Below are 13,633 nucleotides of genomic sequence, written 5' to 3'. Positions count from 1 at the left end.
AGGTGGCCTCCGGCTCCTGCCGGGGGCCACCTCTATCGGTTGCCATAAGCCGGCGAGCCATGTGGCGCTCGCAATCGCAGCGCGAAGCCAAAGTCCCGAGTGCGGGACGTCTGTTTACGTTACCGGCCGAGATTCGTTGTTTCCACTTTTGGTTGCTGTACTCTGCAAAAGCAACCTGTTCGGTGTTTACGATGCATCTCGTTTCCGCAAATGCCGGCGCGCAAAAGGTGACCGCCCCGTCGGTGCTGGACTCTCAGCACGGCTCGGTTCGGCCACTCGCCGCCGAAGATCTCGAGCGCGTCGCGGCACTCTTCCTTACGAAGTTTCGCCGCCGCCGGCGTCACCTCCTCGATCGCGCTATCGAGGAGACGGCCGAATACATGAGAAAGATATATCTTGACCCCGCCGGCCTGTCCGGTGCGAGCAGCGCTCTTGTCCAGATCAACCGGCAGGGCGATCTGGGCGGGTTCCTCGGCGTCCTGAAAGCCCGTTACGAGTTCAACGGCGCTGGATTGAATGCGGCGATCATCGGTCCGTTCATGGCCGACACCGGCGCCGACGATGGCTCGGCAGGACCGCAATTGCTGCGCGCCTTGCACCAAGGCGAATTCGATCTGCAACTGACGGATTCGGCCAACCGGGTCTCCCTGGCCTTCGCGCGACCGATGAAATACCAGCTCCTGCCGGTCCACTGCCTGGGATGGACCTGCATCTTGCGGCCAGCCGCGATGGCCGCCGCCGCGCTGCACCGTAAATGGCCCGGCCTGCCTCGCTTGGCACTCGATCCCTGCGCGAGAGCATTCGACGCTGTCGCGAAGCGAAGGTTCGGATCGCCTTTCCAGCCTTCATCGTCGCATCGGGTCCATGCCGAGCCGATCAATGCCGCGCAGTTTGCCGAGCGGCTGCCGACCTTTCTCTCCGATTACGCTCTTCGGCCGAGTTGGAAGGACGGCGAACTGCCGCGGCTGCTCGCGCTGGCGGCCGAGAAGCGGGCCGACGGACCACTTCATTTCGGCGGGACTTACGATGAGACAGGCAAAATGCTCGGTTGCTATGCCTTTTACGGCCGAGTCGGAGACATGGCGGTCCTGCTGCAAATCCAGGCTTCCGGACACCACTGGGGCGCGACGCTGGACGGCCTCGTCGCGGCAGCGCGGGATATGGGCTGCGCAGGCATCACCGGGCAGACCCAGGACAAGTTCATGCCTCACCTCTTCGGCTACAGGAATGTCTTCTTCCGCTATGCCGGCGGAACGATGGTCCGCTCGCGAATCGCCGAGGTCACGCAAGCGGTCCGCTCCGGCGACATCGCTATCGGCGGCTTGATGGGCGACCGCTGGACCCGCCTGAGTTCAGACGACTTCGGCCGCTGATCGTCGTCAACCACCTGTTCGTCGGCTCCGCTGGCCGCTTGCCCTCTCACGGCGGGGTCTTGCGCCAGCTGAGGCGTGCCGGCCCGGTCTTTTCATTCCAGCCGCCATGTTCTATGTCTGCGGCACGGCGCGGGGGCGCATCTTGTCAATCATAAAGGCATCCGGTACGCCCCGCTCATGACAGTTACCGTTCGTTTCGCCCCGTCACCGACCGGCCGCATCCATATCGGCAATGCGCGCACCGCTCTGTTCAACTGGCTGTTTGCCCTCAACAACAAGGGCCGCTTCATCCAGCGCTTCGACGACACCGACATCGCCCGCTCGAAGCAGGAATTCGCCGACGCCATCCTTTACGACCTGCACTGGCTGGGCATTTTCCCGGATGCCACCGAGTATCAGTCGCGGCGCTTCGAAATCTATGACGCGGCGGTGGAGCGGCTGAAGGCGGCGGGCGTTCTTTACGCCTGCTACGAAACGCCGGAAGAACTCGATCTCAGGCGCAAGGTGCGCCGCACGCGGGGCCTGCCGCCGGTCTATGGCCGCGAGGCATTGGCGCTGACGACAGAGCAGGTGGCCGAATATCAGGCCGATGGACGCCGGCCCCACTGGCGTTTCCTGCTGCCCAATTTCTCCGGCGATCCGCTGCAGCCGGAGCGCACCGAGATCCGCTGGGACGATTTGGTGCGTGGCGAGGAGATGGTGGATCTGGCCTCGCTGTCCGATCCGGTGCTGGTGCGTGAGGACGGCACCTATCTCTACACGCTGCCCTCCGTCGTCGACGACATGGAGATGGGTGTCAGCCATGTCATCCGCGGCGACGATCATGTCACGAACACCGGCGTGCAAATCGCCCTGTTCAAGGCGCTGGGTGCCGAGCCGCCCGTCTTCGGCCACCACAATCTCCTGACCACCGTCTCGGGCGAGGGGCTGTCGAAGCGCACCGGCGCACTTTCCATCGAGAGCCTGCGCGAAGACGGCATCGAGCCGATGGCCGTCGCTTCGCTGGCCGTACTGGTCGGCACGTCGGAAAATGTCGCGGCCGCGCATGACCTGACCGAACTCGCCGGCCATTTCGACCCGGCCGCGACCTCGAAATCGTCGTCCAAGTTCGATCCGGCCGAACTGTTCGTGCTCAACCGGGTGCTGCTGCATCACATGCCGTTCGACGAGGCGCGGGACCGGCTGATGGTGCTGGGTATTTCCGGCGAACAGGCCGAACCATTCTGGCTGGCGGTGCGCGGCAATCTCGACCGGCTGGCGGATGCGGTTGCCTGGTGGCGCGTCCTGCGCGAAGGGCCGCGGGAGAAGCCTGACTTTTCCGACGACGACCGCGATTTTCTGCACCAGGCGCTTGATCTCCTGCCTGAGGAGCCGTGGAACGGGACGATCTGGAAGGATTGGACCGGCAAGATCAGGGAAGCGACCGGCCGCAAGGGCAAGGCGCTGTTCATGCCGCTCAGGCTTGCCCTTACTGGACTGCCTTCGGGGCCGGAGCTTGCAGATCTATTGCCCCTGATGGGTCGGGAAGGAACGTTGGCCCGACGACCCTGACCTTGCGCTGGTCCGGAGGCACGGCAGAAACCGGCGATGTCACAGGCTTGGCCGAGAGGCGCTTGATGGCCTCACGGTCGAGCCCGCCGTCCCTGTTGGCCAGGGTCTCCGGGTCGGCACCCGGATCGGGCTTTAAGGCCGGCACCGGAACGAGCGGTGCCGCTTCCGGTTCGGGCTGTGACTGTTGGGGGCTTGGCGAGTTGCCGCCAATGATCTGGAAATTCTGGGCGGCGTTGCAGCCGCACGCGGGCGGCCGCGACATGTCGGGCTGCTTGTAGAGATAGGCGGTCGGCAATTCGCCGTAGGGCCTGCCGGTGACCGATGACATCATCGATGCCGAATCATCGTCCATGCCGCGCGAATAGAAGACCTGCATCTCGGTGCCGGGGCAGGCCGATTCGCAATTCTTCTGGTCGCGCTCGAAATCGCCGGCCGAGGCGGCATTCGACATGGGGAAGAAATAGCCGTCGCAAGTGCGCACGCAACTGGTGTGGAATTCGCCGCCGCTGCTCGCAACGTCCGGACTGCCGGGCTGGTTCAGAACGCGGCCGACATCGCGTTCCTCGCCGGAATTGTCAGGCTGGTCCAATGTATCGATCTGGCGGTCGTCGCCGCCGAAAAGCTGGTCGAAGAGATTGGCATTGCCTCCATCTTCACGATTCGCTTCCTGCGGAGGCGCGCGGCGGGGGGACACCGCATCGTCACGACAGTCATTGGCATCGAGCGCCGCCAGGATATGGCCCCGGTCGCGGCGTGAACGGCCGCCGGCGAGTTGGGCGCGCTTGGCCTGCAGACTGTCGAGATTGGCGCTCATGCGCTCGATGGTGGCGTTGAGCCCAGCGCATCGATTGATGTTGCGGGAAAACAGTGAAAACCCGCAACCGGCATTGTCCGCCTGGCTGCGGGCCTTGGAGATCTGTTCGCGCTGCCGGTCGATGGCCGCATCGTATTTGCGGATCATTGCCGGACCGCCGCCGCCACGCGAAGCCGCGGCGAGCTCGGCCTCCAGTTGACGGCAGACCCGCGAAGCGGCTTGCGGCTCGCTGACCACCGTGCCGGACAGCAGAAGGCCAAGCAGCACGGCAGCATGCGCCTGCTTCAAACCTCCGCTCGCCATCCGCCTCGATCCCGCTTGCCTGTGGTCGCCAAGGCTACCCCGTTCGCGGTTAATCGTCCATTTCGTTGCCGGCTGAAAGCCGCGCATTCTATGTGCCAATCAGTCCGGCAATGGCAGGTTGGGCCGTCAGAACTTGTAGTTCATCCCGATCCTGACCGTACTGAACGTGTTGTCGAAAGTCGTATTGGAGTTGGGCGCGTAGTTGATCGTCTGATCCCGCAGGTCGACATATCGGTATTCGGCATTTGCCGACCAATGATCGGTGATTGCCTGCTCCAGCCCTGCGCCAATCGTCCAGCCAATTTTGGTGTTCTTTTCGGAATAGCTGTCGGCGGGGCCATCGAGATACCGGTTCTCGACACCTCCGATAGCGAGGCCGCCGGTCCCGTAGACAAGGGTGCTGCCGAACGCATAGCCTGCCCTGGCGCTGATCGATCCGAACCAATCCACCTTGGTGTCGTAGACATCGCCTCCGCCGACATTGACCTCGTCGGAATGCCCCTTGATATCGGCGCCCGAAATATCGGCCTCGATCCCCAGAACCGCGGAATTGACCTGGTAATTGTAGCCGATCTGGACACCGCCCAGAAAGCCGTCGATGTCGTAGTCCTGCGTGCCCCGGATCGCTGGCGTATTTGGCAGGTTGTAGGTCGCGTCGGTGCTGCCAAAACCATAGCCAAGATGCCCGCCGACATACACGCCGGACCAGTCATGCGCGGCCGGGTCCAGCCCGACGGCGTCGGCGGCGAACGCCTGTCCGCCAATCACAGTCAGCATTGCCGAAGCGAGCAACAGGGCTCTCATGACATTTTCACCGCCCGATCAGACGGTGTGACCATATCAAATTGACCCGGTCCGAGAAATCCGCATTCGTCCGATGCCGGATTACTCGGTTAAGAGTTGTCGGTTCGCAACACTCGATCCCGCCAATGCGGTCGGTGGCGCGTCGCCACCACACCTCAATCGGGGCCGGATCAATCCGATCGCGACCGCCGGTTCAGTCCAGATTGGCGATCGCCTGGGCCTTATGCGCGGCTTCGACCACCGCCAGTGCCGTCATGTTGACCACACCGCGCGAGGTCACCGAGGGAGTCAATATGTGCGCCGGCTTGTCGGTGCCGAGCAGGATGGGGCCGACATGCAAGGCATCCATCATGGCCCGCAGCGCCGTCAGCGTGATGTTGGCCGAATCGAGGTTCGGGAACACCAGGAGATTGGCTTCGCCCTTCAGGCGCGAATGCGGATAGACGCGCTGGCGCAGATGCTCCGACAAAGCGGAATCGGCGTGCATTTCGCCGTCGCATTGCAGCTCCGGCGCGATGCGCGCCAGGATCGCCGCGGCCTGACGCATCTTCAGGGCGCTCGGCGAATCGCGCGAGCCGAAATCCGAATGCGACAAGAGCGCCGCCTTCGGCTCGATGCCGAAACGCTGGATTTCTTCCGCCGCCAGCACGGTCATCTCGGCGATCTCGTCGGCCGTCGGGTCGACGGAGACGTGGGTGTCGGTGAGGAAGATGATGCCGCGTTGCGAGATCAGCATGGATAGCGTCGACAGGTCTCGGTCCTTGATGCCGGTGCGCGGCCCAATGATCAGCGTCACATTGCGCAGATGCCGCTCGAAACGGCCTTCGAGGCCGCAGACCATGGCGTCGGCATCGCCGCGCTTCAGCGCAAGTGCGGCGATCACCGTGTTGTCGGTGCGCACCATGGTGCGTGCGGCCTCCGTCGTCACGCCGCGGCGGCCGGCGAGTTCGATCAGGAGGTCGACATAGTGGCGGTAGCGCGGATCGTCCTCCGGGTTGATCAGGCCGAAATCGACCCCGGGCTTGATACGCAGGCCATAGCGCTTCAGCCTGACCTCGATGACGTGCGGCCGGCCGATCAGGATCGGCTCGGCGATGCCTTCCTCAAGCACAACCTGGGCGGCACGCAGTACGCGCTCGTCCTCGCCGTCGGCGTAGATGACGCGCTTGGCGCTGGAGGCCTTGGCGGAAGAGAACACCGGCTTCATCACCAGGCCGGAGCGGAAGACGAAGCGGTTGAGCTTGTCGATATAGGCGGCGAAGTCGGTGATCGGCCGTGTCGCCACACCGGTGTCGCAGGCTGCCTTGGCCACCGCCGGCGCAATGCGCAGGATGAGGCGCGGATCGAAGGGCGAGGGGATCAGGAATTCGGGTCCGAAGACCGGCGTCTCGCTGGAATAGGCGCGCGCGGCGACATCGGAAGGCTCTTCGCGGGCAAGGGCGGCGATGGCCCGCACCGCCGCCATCTTCATCTCCTCGTTGATGGCGCTGGCGCCGCAGTCGAGCGCACCCCTGAAGATGTAGGGGAAGCAAAGCACGTTGTTGACCTGATTGGGAAAATCGGACCGTCCGGTGCAGATCATGGCGTCTGGACGGGCCGCGCGCGCCACTTCCGGCATGATCTCCGGATTGGGATTGGCCAGCGCCAGGATCAGCGGCTTCGGTGCCATGTGTTGCAGCAGTTCCGGCTTCAGCACGCCGGCGGCGGAGAGACCGAGGAAAACATCGGCGCCCGTTATGACGTCGGCCAGGGTGCGCGCGTCGGTGTCCTTCACATAAGGGTCTTTCCAACGGTCCATCTCGTCGACACGGCCCTTGTAAGCGACGCCGAACCGGTCGGTGACCCAGATGTTTTCGACGCGCACGCCGAGCGAAACCAGCAGATTGAGACAGGCAAGGGCGGCAGCACCCGCGCCGGAGGTGACGACCTTGATGTCCGAAATGGTCTTGCCGGCGAATTCCAGCCCGTTGAGCACGGCAGCGGCGACGATGATGGCGGTGCCATGCTGGTCGTCGTGGAACACCGGTATGCTCATGCGAGCCTTCAGGCGTTCCTCGACCTCGAAACACTCCGGCGCCTTGATGTCCTCGAGGTTGATGCCGCCGAAGGTCGGCTCCAGAGCGGCGACGGTTTCGACCATGCGCTCGATTTCCGGCGCGTCGATCTCGATGTCGAAGACGTCGATGCCGGCGAACTTCTTGAACAGGACCGCCTTGCCCTCCATCACCGGCTTTGAGGCGAGCGGGCCGATATTGCCGAGGCCGAGCACGGCCGAGCCGTTCGATACGACACCGACGAGGTTGGCGCGCGCCGTGTAGTCGGCGGCGGTTGCCGGATTGTCGCGGATCTCAAGACAAGGCGCCGCCACGCCGGGCGAATAAGCGAGCGCCAGGTCGCGCTGGTTGCCGAGCGGCTTGGTCGCCTGGATCTCGAGCTTTCCCGGCGTCGGGTGCTTGTGGAAATAGAGCGCGGCTTCGTCGAGGTCCGAACGTGCCGTTTTCTTGTTCTCGCCTTCCATGCGGCCGCTCCTCGAAACCTGCTTCGGGAGTCCTTTTAGCATGAGGCCAAGGTTTTTCGCGACGCTAATTGACGCGCCGGCATCTTTAAGCGCCAGCGCATCGAAAATCTCTAGATGTCAGACACTTACGGCTGTTACATGCCGGATGTTTCGCGCCGCTTTGCCGACATTTCGGTCAGAAAGCGCTGACGTAGAGACCGCCATCGACGGGTATATTCTGCCCGGTCAGGTAGCCGGCATGGACCGAGCAGAGGAAGGCGCAGATCTGGCCGAATTCCTCCGGCGTGCCGAGCCGTTTGGCCGGCACGTCGGCACTGATGCGGGTCTTGCGCGCCGCGGCCGCCTTGGGATCCTCTGGCGTGCCAGCCTCATGCGGGCCGCGCAGTCGGTCAGTGTCGAGCTTGCCGGGCAAGAGACTGTTGATGGTCACGTTGCGCTCGATCACCGTGCGCGCCACGCCGGCGAGAAACGAGGTCAGGCCGGCGCGCGCGCCCGATGACAGGTCGAGGCCGGGTATGGGGACATAGACCGATAGCGAGGTGATGTTGACGATGCGGCCGAAGCCGCGCGCAGCCATGCCGTCAATGACCGCCTGCACCAGTTCGATCGGCGTCACCATGTTCTGGGTCACGCCTTCGAGGATTTTGCCGCGATCGAGTTCGCGGAAATCGCGCAATGGCGGTCCGCCATTGTTGTTGACGAGGATGTCGGGTTCCGGACAGGCGGCGAGCAGCGCTTTCTGTATCTCCGGCTTAGAAACGTCGCCGACCACTTCCGTCACCGTCACGCCATGGCGCTGGCGCAGTTCCGCGGCGGTTTTCGCGACCAGCTCCGCATTGCGCCCATTGACGACGATGTCGCAGCCCGCCTCGGCCAGCGCCATGGCGCAGCCACGGCCAAGCCCCTTGCTCGAAGCGCAGACGATGGCCTTCTTTCCGCGGATACCGAGATCCATGACGATTTTCTCCTTTGATTTGCCCGGCAGGCTAGCGCCAGCGCTGGACCAATCGCAACCGTCATACGGTTGTTGCATGAATCGGGGCATAGGCTGCTCGAAAGCAAGGGTGAATCCGCGATGTCAGGCCAAGAGCCCCGCACTTTCCGCAGCATGTTCATTTCCGATGTCCATCTGGGCTCGAAGGCGGCGAAGGCCGATTTCCTGATCGACTTCCTGCGCTACCACGATGCCGACATTATCTATCTGGTCGGCGATATCGTCGACGGCTGGCGCCTAAGGCGCAGCTGGCATTGGCCGCAAAGCCACAATGACGTCGTGCAGAAACTGCTGCGCAAGGCGCGCAAGGGCGCCTCGATCACCTATATCGCCGGCAATCACGACGAATTCGCCCGCCAGTTCCAGGGCGTGCATTTCGGCGGCATCGTCGTTGCCGACCGCGCCATCCATGAAACCGCCGATGGCCGGCGGCTGCTGGTCATCCATGGCGACCAGTTCGACACCGTAGTCCACAACCAGCGTTGGCTCGCTTATCTCGGCGACCATGCCTATGACGCCGCCATGCAAGTCAACCGGGTGATCACGCGGTTGCGCCAGCTGCTCGGCCTGCCTTACTGGTCGTTTTCGTCCTGGGCCAAGGTCAAGGTCAAGAAGGCGGTGAACTTCATCGGCTCGTTCCAGACAGTGCTCAGCGAGGAAGCGCGACGCTCGCATGTCGACGGCGTCATCTGCGGGCATATCCACCATGCCGCCATCGAAAGCTATGGGGACGTACAATATATCAACACCGGCGACTGGGTGGAGAGCTGCACCGCCGTGGTCGAGCATTTCGACGGCCGCATGGAAATCCTGACCTGGGCGCATGTATTGCCTGAGGCGCTTGACGAGCCCTTCATCCCGCTGCTGATCGAGGACAGGGTGGTGCAGGCGGCCTGAGGCGGAAGCGGGCCCTGCAATTTCTGGTGTTAATCGACTGGTCCAGCCGGTTTCGTCCGGTTTTTGCTCATGTTAAGGATCGGCTTGCGCTGCTCGCCGGTCGTTGAGCGCAGCGTCATTGGATCGATTCATGCCGCTGCCACCGCTTTCGCCCGAACAACTCGTGAAGCCGAGCCGTTTTGAACTGCGCATGAGCCTGATCTTCGGCACGTTGTTCATATCGCTTGGCACCCATTTGCCCTATTTCCCGCTTTGGTTGCAGGCCAAGGGGTTTCATGCCGAGCAGATCGCCGTCATCCTGGCGGCGCCGATGTTCCTGCGCGTCGTAACGACGCCGCTGCTGACCACACTTGCCGATCGAGCCAGGGACCGCGCCGATGTCTATGTCGTGCTCGTCGCCGCATCGCTGCTGCTGTCCGCGGGATACTTCCTGACCCCGACATACGCGACGGTGCTGGCGGTGTCGCTGGTGCTGACCATTGTCTGGACGCCACATTCGCCGATCGCCGATTCGCTGGCGCTTTCGGGTGTGCGCCGCTTCGGGGCCAATTATGCGAGCATGCGCAAATGGGGGTCGATCTGTTATCTCGTGGCCAATGTCGCTGGCGGTTTCATCCTGGCGGCCAGTGGCCCTGGAGCCGTCCCGGTGATCATATTCCTTGCCCTTGGCGCGGCACTCATCGCAGGCCTGCTGGCACCGCGCATGGGACGGCCGCGAAAGGCCTCGCCGCTGTCGGCAGTGGAAATCCAGCATGCGGCGCCAAGCCTGTTCAACGCTTATTTCCTCTCCTTCACCCTTGGCGTCGGCATCATTACAGCCAGCCACGCCTTCCTCTACGGTTTCGTTTCCATTTACTGGAAATCAATCGGCATCAGCGATTCCGTTGTCGGCCTGCTGTGGGCGTGGGGCGTGGTGTCGGAAGTCTGCATGTTTTTGTTTTTCAATCGCATTTTCGCCTCCGTGTCTGTCGTCAAGGTGATGGTGATTGCTGGCGTCGGCTCCGTCGTGCGCTGGATCATCTTTCCACTGATATGGCCGCTCGGCCTTGGCATCGCCGGCTTCTTTGCCGTGCAGTCGCTGCATTCGGTGTCTGTCGCAATGGTGCTGATCGGCCTGCAGAAAATGATCGGCGAGACCGTCTCCGAAGAGCGCACGGGTGCCGCGCAAGGCATCGCCTATTTCTTCAACGGCTTCTTCATGGCCGCCGTTACGCTTGTTTCCGGCCCGCTCTATGACCGTCTCGGTGTCGATGGATTCCTGGCGATGATCCCGATCGCGATCGTCGGCCTTATGCTGATCGGGTTTGCCGCGCGCTCAGCCCCACAGAGCCCGGTCCGGGGGTGAGACGAGCGATCCCTGGTAAACGAGACCCGGCACACGATCCCGGGCAAGCAGCAGCGGGCCGTCGAGGTCGACGAAATCCGCTCCTTGCGCCAGCAGCACCGCCGGCGCCATTGCCAGCGACGTGCCGACCATGCAGCCGACCATGATGCCAAAACCCAGCTCACGGGCGCGGTCGCGCAAGGTGAGCGCCGCCGTCAGCCCGCCGGACTTGTCGAGCTTGATGTTGACAGCGTCGTAGAGGCCGACAAGCGCCTCGAGGTTTCCTGCTTCATGGACGCTCTCGTCAGCGCAGATCGGCACCGGATGGGCTATGTGGCGCAGGATGCCGTCACGGCCCGCCGGCAGCGGCTGCTCGATCAAGGCGATATCTTGCTTCGCGGCAAAAGCGAGATTCGCGACGATGTTGTCGTCGGTCCAGCCTTCATTCGCATCGAGGATCAATCGGCTCCCGGGCGCCGCCTGCCTCACCGCCTGGATGCGGGCGGCGTCGTTGTCGCCGCCGATCTTGACCTTCAGCAGCGGCCTGCCGGCATTGGCGCGGGCCTGCGCAGCCATCGCCTCCGGTTCGCCGAGCGACAGCGTGTAGGCGGTTTCGAGCTGATGCAAAGGGGCCGGCCAGATTGCGTTCGCCACCGGATTGCCGCTGATCTTGGCTTCAAGGTCCCACAGGGCACAGTCTACAGCGTTACGCGCCGCTCCGGCAGGCATTGCGTCGAGCAGGGCGGCACGGTCCATCCCGCCGGCGATCCGGTCGCGCATCGCCGCGATCGCGCCGCTCACGCCGTCCATGGTCTCGCCATAGCGCTTGTAGGGAACGCATTCGCCGCGACCGACATGGCCGTTGTCGCTGATCGTGCAGGTGATGACCTCGGCCTCTGTCTTGGAGCCGCGCGAAATGGTGAAGGTCCCGGCGATCGGAAAACGCTCGGCCTCGACCGAAATGACACGCGCCATATTTTTCTGCTCCGGCTATGCGAGAAGGGTTGTCGGCAAATCGACAAGGTCGGACCCATCAGGCTAAACAGGACGCCATGTTGACCATCGGCAAACGCGACGCAAGCGGCACGACCGCCTCGGGGACTGACCACGACCCGCGCGTCGCGGTCGGCGAGGAGGATGGGGTCCTCGGCTGTGCGTTCTCCGGCATCTGGACGACGCGGACGGTGGCGCTGATCGACGCCGAGATGCGCAAGATCGAGAAACGAAGCGGTTTCAAGATGTTGGCGCTCGATCTTTCGAAAATCGAGAAGATCGACACCGCCGGCGCCTGGCTGATCGATCGCTTGGTCAGCGTCTTCGAGAAGAAGAATGTCGAGGTAAGGCTGCAAGGCCAAAGTGACGTCGCTTCCATCCTGCTCGAAGCAGTGAGCGAGGCCGTCCGGCGCGAACCCGAAGCCGGACCGGCGGGACCACCCAACATTGTCATTCGGGCACTGGAGGCGGTGGGCCGGCGCGTCTACGAGATGCGCGACGATTTCCTCGCCTCGATGAACATATTGGGCGCCACCATCCGCGGCGCGCAGATGAAGCTCGGCCGTGGCCATGCCGTGAACCCGGCGGCGATCTTCAACCAGATCGATCGCATGGGCGTCGGCGCTATCCCCGTGGTGGTGCTGATGTCGGCGATCGTCGGCGCCATCGTCGCCCAGCAGGGTGCCTATCAGCTGAGCTATTTCGGCGCCGACATCTTCGTCGTCGACCTAGTCGGCGTGCTGATCCTGCGCGAACTCGGCGTGCTGATGACGGCAATCATGATCGCCGGCCGCTCCGGCAGCGCGATCACCGCCGAAATCGGCTCGATGAAGATGCGCGAGGAGGTCGACGCGCTGAAGGTCATCGGCCTCAATCCGATCGGCGTCCTGGTTTTTCCGCGTCTGGTTGCCCTGGTGATCGCCTTGCCCTGCCTGACGATCATCGCCAATTTCGCCGCGCTCGGCGGCGGCATTGTCGCGGCCTGGCTCTACTCCGATATCCCCCCCGCTGCCTTCATCGACCGGTTGCGTGTCGCAATCGATCTCAGCACGATTTTCGCCGGGCTGATCAAGGCGCCGTTCATGGCCATGATCATCGGCACGATCGCTTCAGTCGAGGGCATGAAGGTCGGCGGCAGTGCCGAATCGCTCGGCCAGCACGTGACCGCTTCGGTGGTGAAGTCGATCTTCGTCGTCATCATTCTCGACGGACTTTTCGCCATGTTCTACGCAGCGATCCAGTTCTAGTAACATGGCAAAGGGAAACGGAATCACGACTGAGGCGCCGGACGAGAGCGAAATCGTGCTTTCGGTGCACGACGTCACCGTTGCCATCGACGACAAGCTGATCCTCGACAAACTGTCGCTCGACATCAAGCGCGGCGAGATACTGGGGTTCGTCGGTGCCTCGGGCGCCGGCAAGTCCGTGCTGTTGCGAACCATTCTCGGACTGATGCCCAAGCAGTCGGGAACAATCAAACTGTTTGGCGTCGACGTCGACAAGGCAAGCGATCTCGAGCGGCTGCGCATCGACATGCGTCTTGGCGTTCTGTTCCAGCATGGGGCGCTGTTTTCGGCGCTGACCGTGATGGAGAACGTGCAGGTGCCGATGCGCGAATATCTCGATCTGCCAAGAAAGCTGATGGACGAACTGGCACTGCTGAAAATCGAGCTGGTCGGACTGCCGCCGGATGCGGCGCAGAAGTTTCCCTCCGAACTCTCCGGCGGCATGATCAAGCGTGCGGCACTTGCCCGCGCCCTGGCGCTCGATCCCGACATCGTTTTTCTCGACGAGCCGACGTCAGGTCTCGATCCGATCAGCGCGGCCGAGTTCGACGAACTGGTGGTCAAGCTGCGCGACACCATGGATCTGACCGTCTACATGGTGACCCACGACCTCGACACGCTGTTTACCGCCTGCGACCACGTGGCGGTGCTCGGCAAGAAAAAGGTGCTGGTCGAAGGCACGATCGACGACATGCTGAAGAGCGAGGAGCCGTGGGTAAAATCCTATTTCCGCGGAAAACGCGCACGGCAACTTGATCTTGCCGCACGTGCATAGC

At 63.2% G+C, this 13,633-nt stretch carries 11 protein-coding genes; 6 read left to right on the top strand and 5 right to left on the bottom strand.

Annotation, left to right across the window (positions count from 1 at the left end):
• The first annotated feature begins 59 nt into the window (after positions 1-59).
• Together LB557_RS24145 and LB557_RS24140 are read left to right on the top strand one after the other, a co-directional pair.
• Complete coding sequence (locus LB557_RS24145) at positions 60-1,373, top strand: hypothetical protein (RefSeq protein ID WP_224643590.1); 1,314 nt, start codon at positions 60-62, stop codon at positions 1,371-1,373.
• Positions 1,374-1,550: 177 nt separating this feature from the next.
• A complete protein-coding gene (locus LB557_RS24140; RefSeq protein WP_224643589.1) occupies positions 1,551-2,924 on the top strand; it encodes a glutamate--tRNA ligase in 1,374 nt (457 codons plus the stop codon).
• On the opposite strand, the gene LB557_RS24135 is transcribed toward LB557_RS24140, so the two are convergent.
• From LB557_RS24135 to LB557_RS24120, 4 genes are all read right to left on the bottom strand, one after another.
• Positions 2,842-4,041 carry a DUF2865 domain-containing protein gene (locus LB557_RS24135; RefSeq protein ID WP_224643588.1) on the bottom strand — a complete coding sequence of 400 codons (1,200 nt, stop codon included), beginning with the start codon at positions 4,039-4,041 and terminating at the stop codon, positions 2,842-2,844. The two genes, LB557_RS24140 and LB557_RS24135, sit on opposite strands and share 83 nt — an antisense overlap.
• A gap of 126 nt (positions 4,042-4,167) precedes the next feature.
• On the bottom strand, positions 4,168-4,845 hold the full coding sequence (locus LB557_RS24130) for an outer membrane protein (protein ID WP_224643587.1): 678 nt from the start codon (positions 4,843-4,845) through the stop codon (positions 4,168-4,170).
• A 193-nt stretch (positions 4,846-5,038) separates the two neighbouring features.
• Positions 5,039-7,363, bottom strand: a complete 2,325-nt coding sequence (locus LB557_RS24125; protein WP_015317660.1) for an NADP-dependent malic enzyme — start codon at positions 7,361-7,363, stop codon at positions 5,039-5,041.
• A 175-nt stretch (positions 7,364-7,538) separates the two neighbouring features.
• Positions 7,539-8,318: an SDR family oxidoreductase gene (locus LB557_RS24120; protein ID WP_140664287.1), complete on the bottom strand. Its 780-nt coding sequence runs from the start codon at positions 8,316-8,318 to the stop codon at positions 7,539-7,541.
• A gap of 153 nt (positions 8,319-8,471) precedes the next feature.
• Between LB557_RS24120 and LB557_RS24115 the strand changes: the two genes are divergently transcribed.
• On the top strand, positions 8,472-9,254 hold the full coding sequence (locus tag LB557_RS24115) for a UDP-2,3-diacylglucosamine diphosphatase (protein WP_181171109.1): 783 nt from the start codon (positions 8,472-8,474) through the stop codon (positions 9,252-9,254).
• 130 nt (positions 9,255-9,384) lie between these two features.
• Positions 9,385-10,599 carry an MFS transporter gene (locus LB557_RS24110; RefSeq protein WP_224643586.1) on the top strand — a complete coding sequence of 405 codons (1,215 nt, stop codon included), beginning with the start codon at positions 9,385-9,387 and terminating at the stop codon, positions 10,597-10,599.
• On the opposite strand, the gene dgcA is transcribed toward LB557_RS24110, so the two are convergent.
• On the bottom strand, positions 10,570-11,553 hold the full coding sequence (dgcA, locus tag LB557_RS24105; protein WP_140664281.1) for an N-acetyl-D-Glu racemase DgcA: 984 nt from the start codon (positions 11,551-11,553) through the stop codon (positions 10,570-10,572). The genes LB557_RS24110 and dgcA overlap by 30 nt on opposite strands.
• A gap of 77 nt (positions 11,554-11,630) precedes the next feature.
• Between dgcA and LB557_RS24100 the strand changes: the two genes are divergently transcribed.
• Positions 11,631-12,818 carry an ABC transporter permease gene (locus tag LB557_RS24100; protein ID WP_140664278.1) on the top strand — a complete coding sequence of 396 codons (1,188 nt, stop codon included), beginning with the start codon at positions 11,631-11,633 and terminating at the stop codon, positions 12,816-12,818.
• 4 nt (positions 12,819-12,822) lie between these two features.
• Positions 12,823-13,632 (top strand): ABC transporter ATP-binding protein, encoded by an 810-nt coding sequence (locus tag LB557_RS24095; protein WP_023783273.1) that lies wholly within the window; start codon positions 12,823-12,825, stop codon positions 13,630-13,632.
• Position 13,633 lies beyond the last annotated feature (1 nt).

This window comes from Mesorhizobium sp. BR115XR7A (assembly GCF_020165315.1).
GTDB lineage: Bacteria > Pseudomonadota > Alphaproteobacteria > Rhizobiales > Rhizobiaceae > Mesorhizobium > Mesorhizobium australicum.
This window is presented reverse-complemented; position numbering and strand designations above follow the sequence as displayed.

Bases quoted from the DNA above. Each gene is read 5' to 3' on its own strand.
- LB557_RS24145 (WP_224643590.1), top strand. From the start codon at position 60: ATGTGGCGCTCGCAATCGCAGCGCGAAGCCAAAGTCCCGAGTGCGGGA.
- LB557_RS24140 (WP_224643589.1), top strand. From the start codon at position 1,551: ATGACAGTTACCGTTCGTTTCGCCCCGTCACCGACCGGCCGCATCCAT.
- LB557_RS24135 (WP_224643588.1), bottom strand. From the start codon at position 4,041: ATGGCGAGCGGAGGTTTGAAGCAGGCGCATGCTGCCGTGCTGCTTGGC.
- LB557_RS24130 (WP_224643587.1), bottom strand. From the start codon at position 4,845: ATGAGAGCCCTGTTGCTCGCTTCGGCAATGCTGACTGTGATTGGCGGA.
- LB557_RS24125 (WP_015317660.1), bottom strand. From the start codon at position 7,363: ATGGAAGGCGAGAACAAGAAAACGGCACGTTCGGACCTCGACGAAGCC.
- LB557_RS24120 (WP_140664287.1), bottom strand. From the start codon at position 8,318: ATGGATCTCGGTATCCGCGGAAAGAAGGCCATCGTCTGCGCTTCGAGC.
- LB557_RS24115 (WP_181171109.1), top strand. From the start codon at position 8,472: ATGTTCATTTCCGATGTCCATCTGGGCTCGAAGGCGGCGAAGGCCGAT.
- LB557_RS24110 (WP_224643586.1), top strand. From the start codon at position 9,385: ATGCCGCTGCCACCGCTTTCGCCCGAACAACTCGTGAAGCCGAGCCGT.
- dgcA (WP_140664281.1), bottom strand. From the start codon at position 11,553: ATGGCGCGTGTCATTTCGGTCGAGGCCGAGCGTTTTCCGATCGCCGGG.
- LB557_RS24100 (WP_140664278.1), top strand. From the start codon at position 11,631: ATGTTGACCATCGGCAAACGCGACGCAAGCGGCACGACCGCCTCGGGG.
- LB557_RS24095 (WP_023783273.1), top strand. From the start codon at position 12,823: ATGGCAAAGGGAAACGGAATCACGACTGAGGCGCCGGACGAGAGCGAA.